Origin of the sequence: Corynebacterium sp. KPL2734, assembly GCF_040225595.1 — a bacterium.
Taxonomy (GTDB): domain Bacteria; phylum Actinomycetota; class Actinomycetes; order Mycobacteriales; family Mycobacteriaceae; genus Corynebacterium; species Corynebacterium rhinophilum.
This window is the reverse complement of sequence record NZ_JBEHFO010000016.1, coordinates 1-15,729: the sequence shown is the minus strand read 5'-3', so window position 1 is coordinate 15,729 and position 15,729 is coordinate 1. Positions and strand designations below refer to the sequence as shown.

16 protein-coding genes are annotated in these 15,729 nt (G+C 57.0%); 5 read left to right on the top strand and 11 right to left on the bottom strand.

What is annotated here, in order from left to right; all coding sequences use genetic code 11:
• Positions 1–161 precede the first annotated feature (161 nt).
• From ABRP88_RS09380 to ABRP88_RS09360, 5 genes are all read right to left on the bottom strand, one after another.
• Entirely contained in the window at positions 162–1,643 is a 1,482-nt protein-coding gene (locus ABRP88_RS09380) for a SulP family inorganic anion transporter (protein ID WP_349837041.1), read from the bottom strand.
• A gap of 21 nt (positions 1,644–1,664) precedes the next feature.
• A complete protein-coding gene (locus ABRP88_RS09375; RefSeq protein WP_005276176.1) occupies positions 1,665–2,177 on the bottom strand; it encodes a phosphoribosyltransferase in 513 nt (170 codons plus the stop codon).
• Between the two features lie 72 nt (positions 2,178–2,249).
• On the bottom strand, positions 2,250–3,653 hold the full coding sequence (gene amn / locus ABRP88_RS09370; RefSeq protein WP_349837040.1) for an AMP nucleosidase: 1,404 nt from the start codon (positions 3,651–3,653) through the stop codon (positions 2,250–2,252).
• Between the two features lie 501 nt (positions 3,654–4,154).
• Positions 4,155–4,796: an MFS transporter gene (locus tag ABRP88_RS09365; protein WP_349837039.1), complete on the bottom strand. Its 642-nt coding sequence runs from the start codon at positions 4,794–4,796 to the stop codon at positions 4,155–4,157.
• Positions 4,790–5,302: an MFS transporter gene (locus tag ABRP88_RS09360; RefSeq protein ID WP_349837038.1), complete on the bottom strand. Its 513-nt coding sequence runs from the start codon at positions 5,300–5,302 to the stop codon at positions 4,790–4,792. Before ABRP88_RS09360 ends, ABRP88_RS09365 begins: the two co-directional genes overlap by 7 nt.
• A gap of 601 nt (positions 5,303–5,903) precedes the next feature.
• On the opposite strand from ABRP88_RS09360, the gene ABRP88_RS09355 reads away from it, so the two are divergent.
• The gene (locus ABRP88_RS09355; RefSeq protein WP_349837037.1) at positions 5,904–6,917 is read left to right on the top strand and encodes an esterase/lipase family protein; all 1,014 of its coding nucleotides are present in this window, start codon (positions 5,904–5,906) and stop codon (positions 6,915–6,917) included.
• Here ABRP88_RS09355 and ABRP88_RS09350 read toward each other — a convergent pair whose 3' ends face one another.
• The 3 genes from ABRP88_RS09350 to bioB all read right to left on the bottom strand — a co-directional run bounded on the left by ABRP88_RS09350 (position 6,918) and on the right by bioB (position 9,268).
• Positions 6,918–7,841 (bottom strand): Sir2 family NAD-dependent protein deacetylase, encoded by a 924-nt coding sequence (locus ABRP88_RS09350; protein ID WP_349837036.1) that lies wholly within the window; start codon positions 7,839–7,841, stop codon positions 6,918–6,920. It lies immediately after the preceding gene.
• Between the two features lie 183 nt (positions 7,842–8,024).
• Positions 8,025–8,288 carry a biotin synthase auxiliary protein BsaP gene (gene bsaP / locus ABRP88_RS09345; RefSeq protein ID WP_023016459.1) on the bottom strand — a complete coding sequence of 88 codons (264 nt, stop codon included), beginning with the start codon at positions 8,286–8,288 and terminating at the stop codon, positions 8,025–8,027.
• Entirely contained in the window at positions 8,288–9,268 is a 981-nt protein-coding gene (gene bioB, locus ABRP88_RS09340) for a biotin synthase BioB (RefSeq protein ID WP_005276160.1), read from the bottom strand. Before bioB ends, bsaP begins: the two co-directional genes overlap by 1 nt.
• A gap of 77 nt (positions 9,269–9,345) precedes the next feature.
• Here bioB and ABRP88_RS09335 point away from each other — a divergent pair, with 77 nt between their 5' ends.
• The gene (locus ABRP88_RS09335) at positions 9,346–10,653 is read left to right on the top strand and encodes a M20/M25/M40 family metallo-hydrolase (RefSeq protein WP_284609905.1); all 1,308 of its coding nucleotides are present in this window, start codon (positions 9,346–9,348) and stop codon (positions 10,651–10,653) included.
• Between the two features lie 16 nt (positions 10,654–10,669).
• Here ABRP88_RS09335 and ABRP88_RS09330 read toward each other — a convergent pair whose 3' ends face one another.
• From ABRP88_RS09330 to ABRP88_RS09320, 3 genes are read right to left on the bottom strand one after another with little or no spacing between them, the layout of a single operon-like run.
• A complete protein-coding gene (locus ABRP88_RS09330; RefSeq protein WP_349837035.1) occupies positions 10,670–10,975 on the bottom strand; it encodes a CHY zinc finger protein in 306 nt (101 codons plus the stop codon).
• Entirely contained in the window at positions 10,953–11,783 is an 831-nt protein-coding gene (locus ABRP88_RS09325; protein WP_349837034.1) for a hypothetical protein, read from the bottom strand. Before ABRP88_RS09325 ends, ABRP88_RS09330 begins: the two co-directional genes overlap by 23 nt.
• Positions 11,783–12,124 (bottom strand): heme transporter, encoded by a 342-nt coding sequence (locus ABRP88_RS09320; protein WP_349837033.1) that lies wholly within the window; start codon positions 12,122–12,124, stop codon positions 11,783–11,785. The genes ABRP88_RS09325 and ABRP88_RS09320 overlap by 1 nt, the downstream gene beginning before the upstream one ends.
• A 229-nt stretch (positions 12,125–12,353) precedes the next feature.
• Between ABRP88_RS09320 and ABRP88_RS09315 the strand changes: the two genes are divergently transcribed.
• The 3 genes from ABRP88_RS09315 to ABRP88_RS09305 all read left to right on the top strand — a co-directional run bounded on the left by ABRP88_RS09315 (position 12,354) and on the right by ABRP88_RS09305 (position 15,466).
• Complete coding sequence (locus ABRP88_RS09315; protein WP_349837032.1) at positions 12,354–13,487, top strand: HNH endonuclease signature motif containing protein; 1,134 nt, start codon at positions 12,354–12,356, stop codon at positions 13,485–13,487.
• Positions 13,488–13,850: 363 nt separating this feature from the next.
• A complete protein-coding gene (locus ABRP88_RS09310; RefSeq protein WP_284864641.1) occupies positions 13,851–14,735 on the top strand; it encodes an ABC transporter ATP-binding protein in 885 nt (294 codons plus the stop codon).
• Positions 14,732–15,466: an ABC transporter permease gene (locus ABRP88_RS09305; RefSeq protein ID WP_284864642.1), complete on the top strand. Its 735-nt coding sequence runs from the start codon at positions 14,732–14,734 to the stop codon at positions 15,464–15,466. Before ABRP88_RS09310 ends, ABRP88_RS09305 begins: the two co-directional genes overlap by 4 nt.
• The last annotated feature ends 263 nt before the right edge of the window (positions 15,467–15,729 follow it).

The following is a 15,729-nucleotide window of genomic DNA, read 5'->3' as shown; positions in this document are numbered from 1 at the left end:
TCACCTAAGTTAGTTAAGACAAAGCTGCTCCACGGCACGAAGTTACTATCGCCTAATAGTTCGAGGTCATTGCCCTAAACGGTCAATCTCGCCGCGCTAGTCCACTCCATCCAACGCTTCTCAGCCGGTACGCTTACGCACATCACGCCCGCAATGTGATATTAATCACCCAGTTGCCCACTCAGGCGCTCCAGGCGCTGCGCGCTCGCCCCATCGAGGCCCCGAAACTCCACCTCAATGCCGCGATCCGCGTACTTTTTCTGCACCGCATCCAGCGTCGCCACCGTCGAGGCATCCCAGACCTCGGCATCGGAAAGGTCCACCACCACGAAGTCCGTATCAAGCGTGTAATCAAAGGCGTAAACCAAATCATTCGAGGAGGCGAAGAAGAGCTGGCCATGCACCACGTAGGTATATCCATCTACCAACTCAACCTCCACGAGGTGCGCCACCCGGCGGGCAAAGCCAATCGATGCAGCCACCACGCCTAAGACCACTCCTACCGCCAGGTTATGCGTGGCCAGCGTGCCCGCGACCGTCAGCAGCATGACGAGGATTTCAGAAAGCGGCATCAGCTTGAGCGTGCGCGGGCGGATGGAATGCCAATTCACCGTCGTCGCCGCCACGAGGATCATCACCGCGACCAGCGCGGCCATCGGAATGCGGCCTACCGCCTCGCCGAAAAGCAGGCACAGCACGAGGAGGAAGGCGCCGGCGAGGAACGTCGACAAGCGCGTGCGCGCCTGGGATACCTTGACGCCGATCATCGTCTGGCCAATCATCGCACACACACCCATGCCACCAATGGCCGCGGCCAATATATTGCCAATGCCCTGGCCAAAGGACTCGCGGGTCTTATCGGAATGGGTATCCGTGATGTCATCGACAAGCTTTGCCGTCAGCAGCGATTCCATCAGGCCCACCAGCGCCATCCCAAAGGCATAGGGCGCAATGACTTGCAGAGTCTCCAGGTTCCACGGAATATCCGGAATGAACAGCCCCGGCAGCGTCGTGGGCAGCTCGCCCTGGTCCGCCACATCCGGGACCTTCCACCCAGCCGCGACGGCGATGAGGCTTACCACCACGATGGTCACCAACGGCGCCGGAATTGCCTGGGTAAACCGCGGCAAAACAATCATGATGGCCAGGCCTATAGCCACCAGCACATAGACCATCCAGGGGACATCAATAAGGTGCGGCAGCTGCGCGGTAAACATCATTATGCCCAGCGCATTGACGAATCCCGTCATCACCGAACGCGGGATAAAGCACATGAGCTTGGCGATGCCCACCCACGCCAACAGCACCTGGATGATACCGGCCGCAAGCACCGCCGCCACCACATAATCATGCCCATACTCGTGCGCGAGCGGTGCCACCACCAGGGCAACCGCGCCCGCCGCCGCGGAAATCATGGCGGGCCGGCCGCCGGTAAAGGCGATAGCCATCGCCATAATCACCGAGGAATACAGCCCCACCCGCGGGTCGAGGCCGGCGAGAATAGAAAAGCTTAAAACTTCCGGGATCAAAGCAAGCGCCACCGCCAGTCCGCCAAGGACCTCCTTGCGCAAACGCGCAGGTGAGGAAAATGCAAAGCGGAAACTGGCGATGACGCCGGTGGGTGCAGGCTGCTCGTTAATCACGCCTGCACATACTAGTAGCTACTACGAGCCTTCCTGAAAGGAGCCATCCGCCGTGATGACCGGCAGCACCGACCAGGCAAAGTTGATCCACTTATCCGTCTTCTTCCACGAATAATCCGGCTCAAAGATGGTCTTCGGCTTGGTATAGACCACAGCGGAACGCACCTCATCGGCAGTTTCTTCCAAGAAGTTCACCACCAGATCCAAGGTCTTGCCGGAATCGGCCACGTCATCAACGACGAGCACCTTCTTGCCCTTGAGGGAATCCGTATCCAATTGCGGGGACAAGATGATCGGCTCGTCCAAGGTCTGGCCAATATCGGTGTAGAACTCCACATTGATAGCGCCCATGGCCTTGACCCCGATGGCATAACCAATGGCACCGGCTGGGATCAGGCCGCCGCGGGCAACGCCCACGATCAAGTCAGGAAACCAGCCGGATTCCACGATTTGCTCCGAAAGATTCCGGCTCGCTTCGCCGAAGACTTCCCAGGTGAGGTTCTCCCGGTCCGGGTGAATCCAATTCTCAGTCACGATTGCGCGGCTCCTTTTGCGTCATGGGCTTTCTTTGTAGTTTAACTAGCGATACCTACCAAGGGAAAGCAGCTACCGGAAAGGAACCTCTCCCAACGTGCGCCGCAGCTTGCGCGTGCGCAGGCGCTCCGGGTTTTCTGCCAGCTGTTCCACCGCGCGCACGGCGCACATGACGTGGGCTTCCTTGGAGTTGGAATAAAACGCCTGGGCCTGTGCCGGCAGCTTCGGCACGGCGTGCAGGGGAAGATCCGATACGGATAGCAGTGTGCCATAGGGCACGCGGTAGCGGTACCCATTCGCCGCCAAGGCGCACGATTCCATGTCCACCGCTACCGCGGTAGAAGTGCGCAACCACTCCCACAGATCCCGGCTGGTGCGCCATTCCCAATCGCGGTCATCGGTCGATAGCACCGTGCCGGTGCGCATGAGCGAATTATCGCTGCCGTAGACCTCATCCACGGATGCCTCCAGCATGCGCTGGACCTCTGGAATGGCCGGAATCGGTGTGGAAGAAACCACCTGCCGGTCCAAGATGTGGTCGTGGCGCTCGTAGGCATTGCCCAAGATCAAGTCACCGATGCGCATGCGCCCATCCATGCCGGCGCAGTGGCCAATCATGATCCAGGCCTCCGGCCGCAGCACGGCCAAGCAATCCGTAATCGTCTTGGCATTCGATGGCCCTACACCAATGTTGATCATCGTGATGCCATCGCCGCCCGCGGTAATGAGATCGAACCGGGGCATCTGAAAGCGCGAGGTCAGCGTCAGCCCATCCAGGTCGAGGTCCACCGCATCATTGGGATGAATGGTCTCCCCATTGGGCAATACGAGCGCCGTATACCGCGAATCCTCCTTGGTCAGCTCGCGCAGGCCGAATTTCACGAATTCCGTGGTATGCATCGCGTAATTGGTAAACAGAATGTATTTCTGCACCGTATCAACCTCGATGCCGGTGTAGTGCTCAATGCGCGCACAAGCAATATCGAAGCGCTGCGCCCCGAAGTGAAAGAGCGGCTTTTCCCCGCCGTGGAAGGCGTCCCACTCGCCATCAATAATCGCATCGTTGACCTCATCCAAGGTCGGGCGCGGGATGGGACCGCGCTCCTGCGGCGCCGCCGGGGCATCCTTGATGTATTCCGGCGGAATGCGCTCATCCGATTGGCCGACGAAGATATCGCACGGATAATTGTTAGTCAGCCGAGTCAGCTGCTCGTGCAAGTACTCTCGGATGATGTGCGGCTTGGAGACGACCGCAGAATACTTGCCGGCCTCGTCCACATAGCCAAAGGGCTCGGAGCGGTCGATCGGCTGCCATTTACGGATCTCCACGGTCACCTTGGGATAGACCACGTGGCGATAATCATCGAGGGTGCCGGAGGCAAGGGCCTCGCGCGCCATCTCGCACGAGGTTTCATAATGCTCAATTAAGCGAGTCACCGCTTCATCTACGGAGTGGACATGCTGCAGATCGGTCATACCGGCGAGTTTAGCGGGGACCGAGCAGCACGGCAGAGCTCCGTGCCATACATTGTTTATTCCGAGATAGACTGAGTTAAAGCACTGCCGATATCATCAGCGAAGAGGCAGGGCTTGTCGCCTTTCAACCACCATCGGCGTCGACCTAATCTCTGAAGCCATGAAACTGGAACCCGTTGAACAGATAGTGGAACGGTTTCAAACCACAATCGAACCTACTGCAAATACCGCAGTTCTCATCCGAGTTCTACCCCGGAATCATGCTTCTCTGGCTGGATGGCGAACAGATCGGACTCTTAGTAGCTCTCCGCTGCACGATTAAAGGAAAAATCGTACCGTTCGACGCCACAGTGGCAAAAGAATATGGCGAAGTACTCACATTACGCCGTGCACTCAGAAATCCGAATGACACATTTAATGCGCGAGAACCAGCATTATGCGCCACAAAAAGCGTTTAACTTTTGCCTATATGGGAATAAAGTTTGGTAGTCCTTGGGGTGCCTAATCCGCATCCCCGCCGAACCGAGCGCGAGTAAGGGTGCCGACCCCAACATTGCATGCGATTCCTAGTAAAACTGCGAACAGCGCAGCAAGCAAAAGTCCCGTGGAGGAAGGAAGCAAAAGGCCCCCGACCGCGGAACCAACAGCTGAGCCCAGATAGTTTGCAGACGCATTCGCAGCAACTGCAGTCGCACCTTCATCAGGGTTCGCGCTGAGCATGATATTTTGTTGCGGCGCCATAGAAGCCCAGCCCAAAAGCCCCCATGCAAATAGGCACACCGCTGCCACCACGTGGCTCGAGGGGAAGAGCAGTAATAGCGCGAAATCAGCTGCAAGTAAAGCAATGATTATCAACGTTAGCGTGCGAGAACTATTTACCTTATCGAGCACCCGCCCGATTCCAAATGCGCCCACTGCGCCACCGATACCCCAAATCCACATGCCCGCAATGGTGTCTACCTGCACACGACCGAGCACGACAGAAATATAGGTGTACAAACCTAACGATCCCACTCCCACAAAGAAAGTAACTAGGACCGTCAGCAAATTATCTACTCGGCCGATGACTCGGACTCGCTGTCTCAGCGAGGAAGAAGGCACAGCCGGTACGGCACTCGGATTGCGCAACGCTATACCTACCATGCCACTATGCCAACTAGCGAAACCAACCCAATAGTAGCCCGCCAACCTAACTGCTCGGCGACGCCCAACCCCACCGGCACACCCACGACAGTTCCCACCGCCAATCCAGCTAGGACCAATGACAGTGCGCGCCCGCGACGCTCTGCTGCAACAGACACACCCGCAACCGCTGAGGACAACGGCGAATAGACACCCGCCGCCACACCAGCAATTAGCCGCGAGACGATAAAAACTCCCACCGTAGGTGATACGGCAGTCATAATATTCGCCAGAGAGAATACAGCGATTGCGCCAAGCAGGCCGCTACGCGGATTCTTGCCCGCTTTACCCGATAACAGCGGACCAGATACAGCGTACGCACCGGTAAAAGCGGTGACGCCCAAGCCAATCATGCTGCCGTTCGTGCCCAAGTCTTCCGCAATCTGCGGCAGCAAGCCAGCAATAACATATGCATCTAAGCCGAGCGCCACACTACCTATGACAAACGGCCACAGCTGCTTAAGCATTGTCAATCACCGCATCAAGCAAGCCCGGAAAACGTTCATTCAAGTCTTGGCTCCGCAAAGATATCAAACAGGTTCGCCCCTTACCCCTTGTCCACGTCACTCCCGCTTCACGGAGCTGTCGGGTGTGATACGTCAGGGTAGATCTCGGGAGGTCATCGGCAAGCCTCAAGCTATCGTGCTCTTGGCCGTCCGCCATGCGCTTAACCATTTCCAACCGGATGGGATCGCTTACTGCAGCCAGAACACGGACGAATTCTAGTTCTTCGATGGCTGGATGCTCATACTTTCGCGGGCTCATCCTCACTCCAATCGTGCAAGAAATCCTGAACGATTAGTAAGACTAAGCGGCCAGCGATAATCGTGCAAGTTTTCTTGCATAAACGAAGGCCCGCCGACTGCGCATCGGCGGGCCCTCTCCCCATGACTAATCTCTGGCACTTAGCGGCAAGGAGTGGAGCGCCCTACGCCGTAAGCACCGCCCGTGATTAGGCAAGCCTAAGTTTACAAAGATTATGGCGTGTGGTCAAGGGCTTTCTCCATAAATTTCTTCAACTTTTCTAAAGAGGCCATTTACCTGCATTAACGCGTATGATTGGAAGGCATGGCTGTCGAATCTCTTGCAGAGTTGAAAAGCATTATTTCTGAACAACTCCTCAAATTCGGGCGCGTGAACGAGGAAGATGCACCCGAAGAAAAAGATTCGCCACGCCTTGGCATCGCCTCCCCGGCCGCGGCCAGTGCTTTGCAGGATGACGTCGCCGACGAGATCGTTGACCGCCTCAAGGCCGAAAAGGACAAGTCCAGTCCCGGCGATTCCGCCCTCGATGCCGATGCCGCAAGGACCCTGCCCCTCGGCGCACGCACGAAGCCGCGCGGCGTTTTCGAAGACGATTGGGGCGCCCGCCCACGCGACGAGCGCCCCTGGCCGGTCATCCTGATCCACGGCACCTGCGATACCAAGGGCGTCTGGCAAATTATGGGCAATATCTTGCGCCAAGACGGCTGGGCGGTCTTTGCCCCTGACTACGGTCACCGCGCCACGCAGACCATCCCGGAATCGTCGCAGCAGCTCGGCGCGTATATCGATACCGTGCTCGCCGTCACCGGAGCAGAAAAGGTCATCTTGGTAGGCCACTCCCAGGGCGGACTGCTCGCGCGGTACTGGATGCGCATGGACGGCGGCGCCGAAAAGGTCGTCCACCTCATGAGCATTAGCGCACCTAATCATGGGACGACCCACGGGGGCATCGCCAGTCGCCTCATTCGCACCCAACGCCAAGAGGCGGTGATCCGCTCCATTATCGATGGCTGGTTTGGCCCCGCCGGCATGGACCAGGTGGTGGGCAGCGAGGTGCTTCGCGATGTCAACCGCGACGGCGACCTCGAATCCGGCGTGAGCTACACCTGCATCGCCACGCGTTCCGATGCCGTCGTTGTCCCGCCCGAGACTTGCTTCCTCGACCCAGAGGGCGCTCCTGAGGGTGCGGTGCGCAATATCTATATCCAAGATTTTGACCGCCATGCCGTGGTCATGCACGAAGATATGCCCATGGATAGGCGCGTGCATGCCATCGTGCGCACGCTGCTCAGGATGGTGGAGCACACGCCGCGTTGATTAAATCTCCAGCTCATCGAGCAGGGCATCAAAAGCCGGGCCCACCTGCGTGCGCCACAGCGTATCCACCTTCTTATCCCCGCGGCCTGGCCCGCCATTGATAACGGCCACGCGCTTGCCCTGCTTCTTGGCCTCAAGCACAAAGCGATAACCGCTCATCACCGCCAGCGAAGAACCGGCGACCAGCAGCGAATTAGCCTCATTCAATAGCGCAAAGGCGGCATCCCGCCGCGTGGCTGGCACGGGCTCGCCAAAATACACCACGTCCGGCTTGAGCAGCTCCGATCCGCAGCGCTCGCAGCCCGCCATCCGGAACGCCGCAACATCTTTCTCATCCAGCGTCACGTCACCATCCGGATTAACTTGGCCCCTTTCCACGACTAGGCGCTCTAGGTACCCCGGGTTCGCGGCCGCTAGGCGCGTATCGAAGTGCCCGCGATCCTCATAGTGACCACACAGCAGACACACCACGGTTTCCATATCACCGTGCAGCGTCACCAACCTCTCCGTACCCGCTCGTTTATGCAGCCCATCCACGTTTTGGGTGACCACACCATTAACCAGCCCGGCGCGCTCCAACTCCACGAGCGCATAATGCGTGCGATTCGGCGCCGCGGAATCCATCACGCGCCAGCCCACGAAGCTACGCGCCCAATACCTATGGCTAGCAGCCGGATCATGGCGAAATTCCTGATACGTCATTGGTCGGTGCCTGCTCAGCGAGCCCCGCGGCCCGCGATAATCCGGCACCCCCGATTCCGTCGATACCCCCGCCCCAGTGAGCACCATGACCGGCCCGTTACGCAGCTGCTTGCCGATGTCCCCCAAAGCCTTCCCCGCCTCCGTGTGCGGCGCCGTCTCCTCCACGACACGCGCAATCGATCGCAGCGCGGACTGATGAGCATGGGCTACAGCGGGATCCATACCCACCAATCTAATCAAGCGATTGCAAGTTTTTACCAAATTTCGCAAGTAGGACGTACCAAATCTCTAAAGTAGAGCGCACCAAATTTCGCAAGTAGATTTACCTATACCCAGGTCAGAGCCATTTTTCAATAGAAAAAGGAGCCGCCTGCCTTGCGGCAGCGGCTCCCTATCTTAGTAGTGCTAACTCTCTGGTAGCTGCTCTACATATAACCACTCAGAATCTAGCTCCCCGTGGCGCGAGCACTTGGTGTGCCAGCCATCGGGACGCACCTGGGCTACCATGCGGCGGCCGCAGATCTGGCAGTAGCGCGGTACGTCGAGGCCAGCAGCTGCAGCGGGGTGCAGCTTGAAGACCTCTTCGATCGGCTTGCCGGTATTGGGGTGGAAAATTGGCTCGTCCCCGGCCAGGACGGCGGTTGCCAACTCAGAGTTCGGCTCGGACACTACAGAGCCTTGATCGGGAGATCGATGCGGCCCAGCATGTCCACATCCTTTTCGATTTCCTGACCCAGGGTGGTCAAGTAGTTGCCGGCAATGATGGCGTTGATGCCGCCGAGCAAACCGCGCTCGGTGCCGTCATCGCCAAGCGAAAGCTCGCGGCCGCCAGCGAAGCGGAGGGTGGTGGAGGGCATCGCCAAGCGGAATGCAGCAACGGCACGCAGGCCCTCACCCAGCGGAACCAGCGGGCGATCAGCGAACGGGGTGCCCGGGCGAGGGTCGAGGAAGTTCATCGGAACCTCGCACGGATCGATCTCTGCCAGCTGGGCTGCGAACTCGGCGCGCTGCTCCAGGGACTCGCCCATGCCGATGATGCCGCCACAGCAGACTTCCATGCCTACCTCGCGCACGTAGTCCAGGGTCTTCTTGCGCTCTTCCCAGGTGTGGGTGGTGACCACGTTGGGGAAGTAGGAGCGGGAGGTCTCCAGGTTGTGGTTGTAGCGCTGTGCGCCCATGTCCTTCAGGCGCTGTGCCTGCTCGCGGGTCAGGGTGCCCAGGGAGCAGGAAATCTCGATGTCAACGGCATCGTTAATGGCGGCGATGGCCTCGCCCACCTGGTCCAGCAGGCGGTCATCCGGGGACTTCACCGCAGCAACGATGCAGAATTCGGTGGCGCCGGTCTTGGCGGTCTTCTGTGCCGCCTCCACCAGCTCAGGGATGTTCAGGCGCACTGCGCGCACTGGGGACTCGAAGAGGCCGGACTGGGAGCAGAAGTGGCAATCCTCTGGGCAACCACCGGTCTTGATGGAGATAATGCCTTCCACCGATACGTCCGGGCCGCACCACTTCAGGCGGGTCTGGTGGGCGATATCAGCAATCTCTTCCAGCTGGGAATCTGGAACCTGCAGTACTTGTAGTAGTTCTTCCTGGTTAAGGCCTTTGCCTTGCTCCAGAGCTTTCTCACGGGCGATGTCGATGATGCTCATGCAGTGAACCCTACTTGAACGCCGTTCAACTTTGGCCAAAATCACAAATTTTTTTTCTCGGGATTACCCTAAGGGGCATGACGCTTTACGATGACACCCTCGAACTCCTCCAAGAACTCATCCGCAATGCTTGCGTAAACGACCTCACCCCGGATTCCGGCTTTGAGGTGCGCAATGCCGATACGCTAGAGAACTTTTTTGCCGGTGAAGACGTCTCCATCGAGCGCTTTGAGTCCCACCCAGGCCGCGTGTCCATCGTGGTCACCGTTCCCGGCGATCCCGCCAAGGAGCCCCTCACCCTTATGGGGCATACCGATGTCGTCCCCGTCGACGAACCCAAGTGGACCAAGCCACCCTTCGAGGCCCTCATTGAAGATGGCAAGCTCTACGGCCGCGGTTCCGTAGACATGCTCTTTATTACCGCCACCATGGCCGCCGTCACCCGCGAGGTAGCGCGCGCCGGCAACCCCGGCGGAACGCTTGCCTTCGTGGGCATGGCCGATGAAGAGGCCCGCGGTGGCCTGGGCGTGCGGTGGATGGCAGAAAACCACCCCGATGCCTTCTCCTGGAAGAACTGCCTCTCCGAGACCGGCGGTAGCCACCTGCCCGGCGCGGTGGGCTTCAACGTAGGCGAAAAGGGCGCCGGTCAGCGCCGCCTCCACGTCACCGGTGATGCCGGGCACGGCTCGACTCCCTACGGCAAGGACTTTGCCATCGTAAAGATCGGCGAGGTCGCCCGCCGCATCGCCGAAGCCGAGCCACCCACAGCCTCCAACGAGATCTGGGAGGGCTTCGTTCGCACCTTCAAGTTCGATCCTGAGACCGAAAAAGAGCTTATCGATGGCACCGGTGACTACACCAAGTTCGGCAACCTCGATGCCTACGCCCACGCCTTTAGCCACACCACCATCGCCGAGACCGTCCTGCGTGCCGGCGGAGCCATCAATGTGCTGCCTTCCCACGCCTACCTCGAGATGGATATCCGCCCCTTCCCTGGGCAAACCCAGGAAGACTTGGACGACTTCCTCCGCAGCGCACTGGGCGATCTCGCCGATGAGGTAGAAATCGAACACCTCATCACCGAAAATGCCACCCAGTCCTCCACCGATACCGAGCTCTGGCGCACCATTGAGGCCACCGCCAAAGAGTTCTTCCCCGATAAAGACGTCGTGCCCGTCCATGCCACCGGTGGCTCCGACCTCCGCTTCGCTCGACGCAAGGGCGGCAATGCCTACGGTTTCGCGATGCATGCCGAGGGCCGCGATATGGCCAGCGCCAACTCGCAATTACACAGCCACGATGAGCACCTCTACCTCGAAGACCTGGATCTCACCGTGCGCGCCTACCACAGCCTGGTCAACCGCTTCTTGGGCCTGAACCAGTAGCACTCTCCCCTCGCTTTTACGCGGTGACCTGAAAATAGATCCCGGCATGCGCACTGCAGCCGGGATTAAACATATGCCCACACTTCGGGCATGCCTCGACAGAAGAATACAGCTGGTAATCCATCTCGAGGCCACAGGAACCGCAGAGGGCAGCGGGGGCATCGACAAGCATGGGCCCAAACTCATGATCCGTCAGCTCCGCATGGCACAGCGCGCACGCAAAGTACTCGCCACAGGTCGCGCACTTATTGGCCACCACGTCGAGCGGGGAATGCCAATGCTTGCACCTGCCCTCCGCATCAATCGCGCCGCGAATCTTCATGGTTCTGCCACTCCTTCTTCTTCGCCTCCGATTTCTTTGCATTGCGCACCGCCATCACCCCAAAGGCAATGGCAATAACTATAGGCATCCACACCCTGCTGTAATCCATAAGGAAAACCACCCATTCCGGCGGTACAAAGTGCATCGCAAACTGCGGCGCGGGCAAGGTAATCTGCGGTGGCTCCGGCAGATTCGGCAGATTTGGCAGCGGAAGGTAAATCTCCGGAAAATCTACATCTGGCAGCTCCCAATCCGGCAGCAAACGCGAGAGGATGCGGCTAATAATAGGAGCCAAAACAATCATCGCAATGGCCCACCCGGACTTCCCCAGCCCACCGAGCAGCGGATACAGCACGCGCTTGAAGGGGCTTTCTTCCATTGCCCGGCGCCGCTTTTCACCCAAGGAGCCCGGCGGCGGATCAAAGGCCACGGCCTCCTCCCCATCGCGGTAGTAGACATCCTGTATCTCCCCAAAAGGAGTGGCTTGGATATCTACATAAGGCTTAGTCCGCGGCGCACTATTCTCACTGAATGAGAGATCGTTTTCCAGCTTCTTCTGCAATGAATAACGGCCGCCACGCGGCTTGTCGTGCCGGCTACGAACCTCGTGGTCGACCACGATCTGCATGCGGGGTGTGGGATTCTTCCGCCAGAGCTGGATGCGGTGGATAAAGGGGGCATCGCCAAGCACCGGCGTAAATTCCTCCGGTTCCTTGGGCCATTCGCCCCGCTCGGCGAACTCGGCATCGTAGCCGCGCTCAACCTCGAGCAGGCCGGCCTCAGGGTGGTTCAACCGCCAGATTTCCATCAGCGCTTCCCCACCTTGGCGCCCAATTTGCTAGCACCCAACGCCAAAAGGACCATTACCGGCAGGTAAATCCATGTCCCCTCGTTGAAGTACATCGCCATGGCTGCGAAATAGGCGATGCCCGCCACCCAGAAGATGGTCCATGAGTAGCGGAATGTGGCGGCATCGATAAAAGCAATAAGCACGGTAAGCCCACCCATAAGGCCGAGCAATACCGTGCCGGAAACCGCCTGGTAAATCGCCGGCGGGAGCACCAAGAAGACAGCGATCATCGCCAAGGGCGCCCACCACTGCCACCACGCACGCCCGGGTTCTTCCTGCGTTTCCTGCTCCTGACTCATACCTGCCTTAAACTAGCACATAATTTTGCTTTTTAAGCTGTTTATTTTGACGAAAGAATATGCAGTCCTACCTGCAGAAACGCCGTAAAACAGGCGAATGTCCGGTGGGTGTTCTATAGTGTTTTTCGTACACACGTTCACACCACAAATTTAGGTTTTAAGCGCCATGGAAGATCCCTACTTTTCCACGACCAACACCAAAGACCCCACTACACGCGTAGCTTTTGAAATGCGAAAGACTGAATATGAGTTCTGGACTGAGCAGATCCCCGATCTCGATTCTGATTTCGAATTAGTCACCCAATCTCTCTACCGCACCACCGGAGTTAATCAGGGGCGAATCGGCCATATCCTGATGGCCCTGTACCGCCTGGAAGAGCTCCCCCAGCTGAAAGAACTGCAGCACCAGCTCTATCACCTAGATTTAGACCGCCTCATTGCCATCAATAAATCCCTCAACCGCCTGGGCAACCCGACCCCGGAGGTAGTCGCGCGCATCGATGAGCAGCTCACCGCCTACCTCACTCCCACCCGCGCCAACCAGTCCATGCGGACGCAAGCACAGATTAAAAGGAAGATTAATGAGCTCATCAACCTCGAAGATGACACCCTTGCGGTCAAAAAGGGACCGACCCAGCCGCGCTACACCATGGAAAATTGGGGAAACAATACCGCGGCGATGACGCTGAGCGCGGAGCCTTCGGTGATGGCGTGCGTAGATAAGTGCATCAAGGAGACTGCGCTCAAGCTAGATTGCTCGCTTGCCGATGCCGCCATTTCCCTCCTCACCGGCAATACCGAAGCACCCCAGGTCATCCTGAATGCCTACAAGGCAACCGATGTCCCCAACTCCCCCGCCTTCATCGAATCCGTTGGATGGCTCGACCCAGCGCGCTCCAACGCGCTGCCCTACTCCAAGATCCGGGAAATGAACCCGGATAAGGAGGTAAAAGGATATGTGACTCCGCCGGATATGGCAGCCTTCCTCGAAGGATTCGACGGCACCTGCCGCTACCCAGGCTGCAACCGCCCTGCCACGGTGTGCCAAAAGGATCACCGCGTCAACCACGCGGATGGCGGGCCGACGACTCCCGCAAACCTTGCCTGCCTGTGCCAGCACCACCACAACATAAAGACCGATGGCCGCGCCTTCTACGTCATGGATCCGCACACCCGGGACATTATTTGGCTCTTCGAGGACGGCACCTGGACCGTCACCGAGCCCTCCGGCCCGCTGGCGGAAAAGAATAAGAATTGGGTGCAGACTTTTGCACAAACCATGACCGCTCACCGCGCGCGGGCCTACGAAGAGGCCCACGAAGCACAGGAAAAAGCAAAAACCACCCCTAGGGAGGAGGATTAAAAACGTTCGACGAGCTGGTTATTTCCTAAACCAGGTCCTTGACCCGGTGTTAAATCCTCCAACACCTTGGAGGTCGCACTCACGGATGCGCCGAATTTTATGCGAGATACCTACGAGGTGCACCTACAGGGAATTGAACAGCCCATGGCTGTTATCACCAAGCATTTCTCCATGTTCAAAACCAAGATTGAACGAAAGATGGAGGACTTTGGCAATGTCTCCAATAAGTGGACACATCGGGGGTTAGGACCGAGTACTATTATCATAATCATTCTCGGACGATGACATTGCATATCTCAGCTGCTTTAGTAACGTCCGCCATAAATCTAGGCCGTTTCGTTGTCGATTGAAAGGCGTTAGGGCATGTCAGAACTCGTGCGACTAGAGCGTCTCTGTAAGGCCTACCCTAATCAAGAAAATCCAGCAGTCGACAATGTTTCGCTGAGCATCGACAAAGGAAGTGTCTACGGTTTGATTGGGCGTAACGGTTCGGGAAAAAGTAGCTTAGCCCGAATCCTGACCGGCGTACTACGCCCGAATTCCGGTCACGTCTGGATAAACGAAGGCAGAGATGCGGCGGCGACCGCCGACTGGCAAAGGTCAAATGTCGCATATTTGTCGCAATCTCCCTTGGCCCTAAACACCATGACCGTAAAAGAATCGATGACTTACTTCGGTCGGCTGTACGGGACGAAGTCATCGAAGAAACAGCAGAAACGACTCCTAGAAAAGCTGGGCATTCTTCGTTTCCACAATCAAGAAGTGAGATCACTATCCGGTGGACAAAGTAAACTTGTCCAACTTGCGATCGCTATCTCCTCCAACCGTCCATTCGTCATTCTCGATGAGCCTACGAACGAGCTGGATACCCTAAACCGCCGCCTAGTATGGAACGAAATTGCAAACCTTTCCCAAGAGGGAGTTACCATATTAGTAATCACTCACGCAGTTTCCGAAGCTGAATCTTGTCTAACCCATCTCGGAGTCATGGATAAGGGGCGACTCATTGCCAACGGTACGGTTGACCAGATAATGCAGGAGATTCAAAATAGACGAACCATTGCGTACCGTACTGAATCCAATACCGATAAAGGATCAGCACCTTGGGAACAGATAGTAGATGTCGACCAAGTTCCGAGAATTATCTCGAAACTATACCTCGAAGGAGCCGAAGACATTACTATCAGTTCCCCCAGTCTTGAGGATGTTTTTGTCAACCTAGTCGCATCCAAAACTAATAAAGCATGAGTAACACCATTACGTTTACCCGCATACAGCTGACCAATTGGCGATGGTCTTGGCCGTCAATGCTGCTTACTGGGATTGTCGTACCTGTTCTGATGTCCTTAGGACTTGGTGTATACGCACAAAATTTAGGTGGTACCGCCGTTGAGTACGCTGTGATAAGCGGGCTAGCGTTTTCTTTACTGTTTGAGCTGCAGGGAAAAATTGCCACCAACATTTCCTTTATGAAAGCGAATGGAGCCCTAGATCAACTAGCGGCTACCGGAGCGAAGCGCCTCCAGTTTGTTATCGGAAGTTTTATAGCCTTTGGTCTTTTAGCTACCCCTTCACTGCTCATAACTCCGATAGTGGTAGTTAAGATTCTCGGTCTCTCTTTATCTCCGTCTTTCGCTATCGTGCCTGCCGTAATTTTTGCTGGTTGTGCTTTCCTTTCTGCCGGAATGATAATCGGAGCATTAAGCACCAGTCTTGAGCAGGCGTCTTCAATCTCATTATTATTGGCTATTGTTCTACTAAGTTTCGGTCCGGTTGCCGTTCCGGAAGACTTATTGCCGCCGTGGCTTCAGATAGCGGGAGAAACCAACCCAGCTGTCCATATAAGTAAAGCAATTAGATACGGCATCTTTGGCGGCGAGGCTATCTCTTGGGGATCGCTAGCATATTTAGTAGGTGCGACTTTCGTCTTGCTTTTTAGTGCACTGTTGTCTCTACCTTGGAGATATAAACGAGTGTGAACGTTGTTTCCCCACGCTCTAAGTGCCCCGAGTTTTGTTCTTGAGAATTTGCCGTGATTTCCATTTTATCCTGTAGCGGGGTCTGTTCTCACTATCCTGTTTCAACCTCGGACGGGGTTCGGTATCCCAAGTTTGGGAGAGAGTCCTAGCCCCGGAAATTGGATACATCCGAGGGTTAGGCCGTATGAGAGTGTCTAATGGTTTGTGTGTGGGAACCCAACCCGCATAAGGAGATGAACCAGAATGACTACTATGGCGAGACG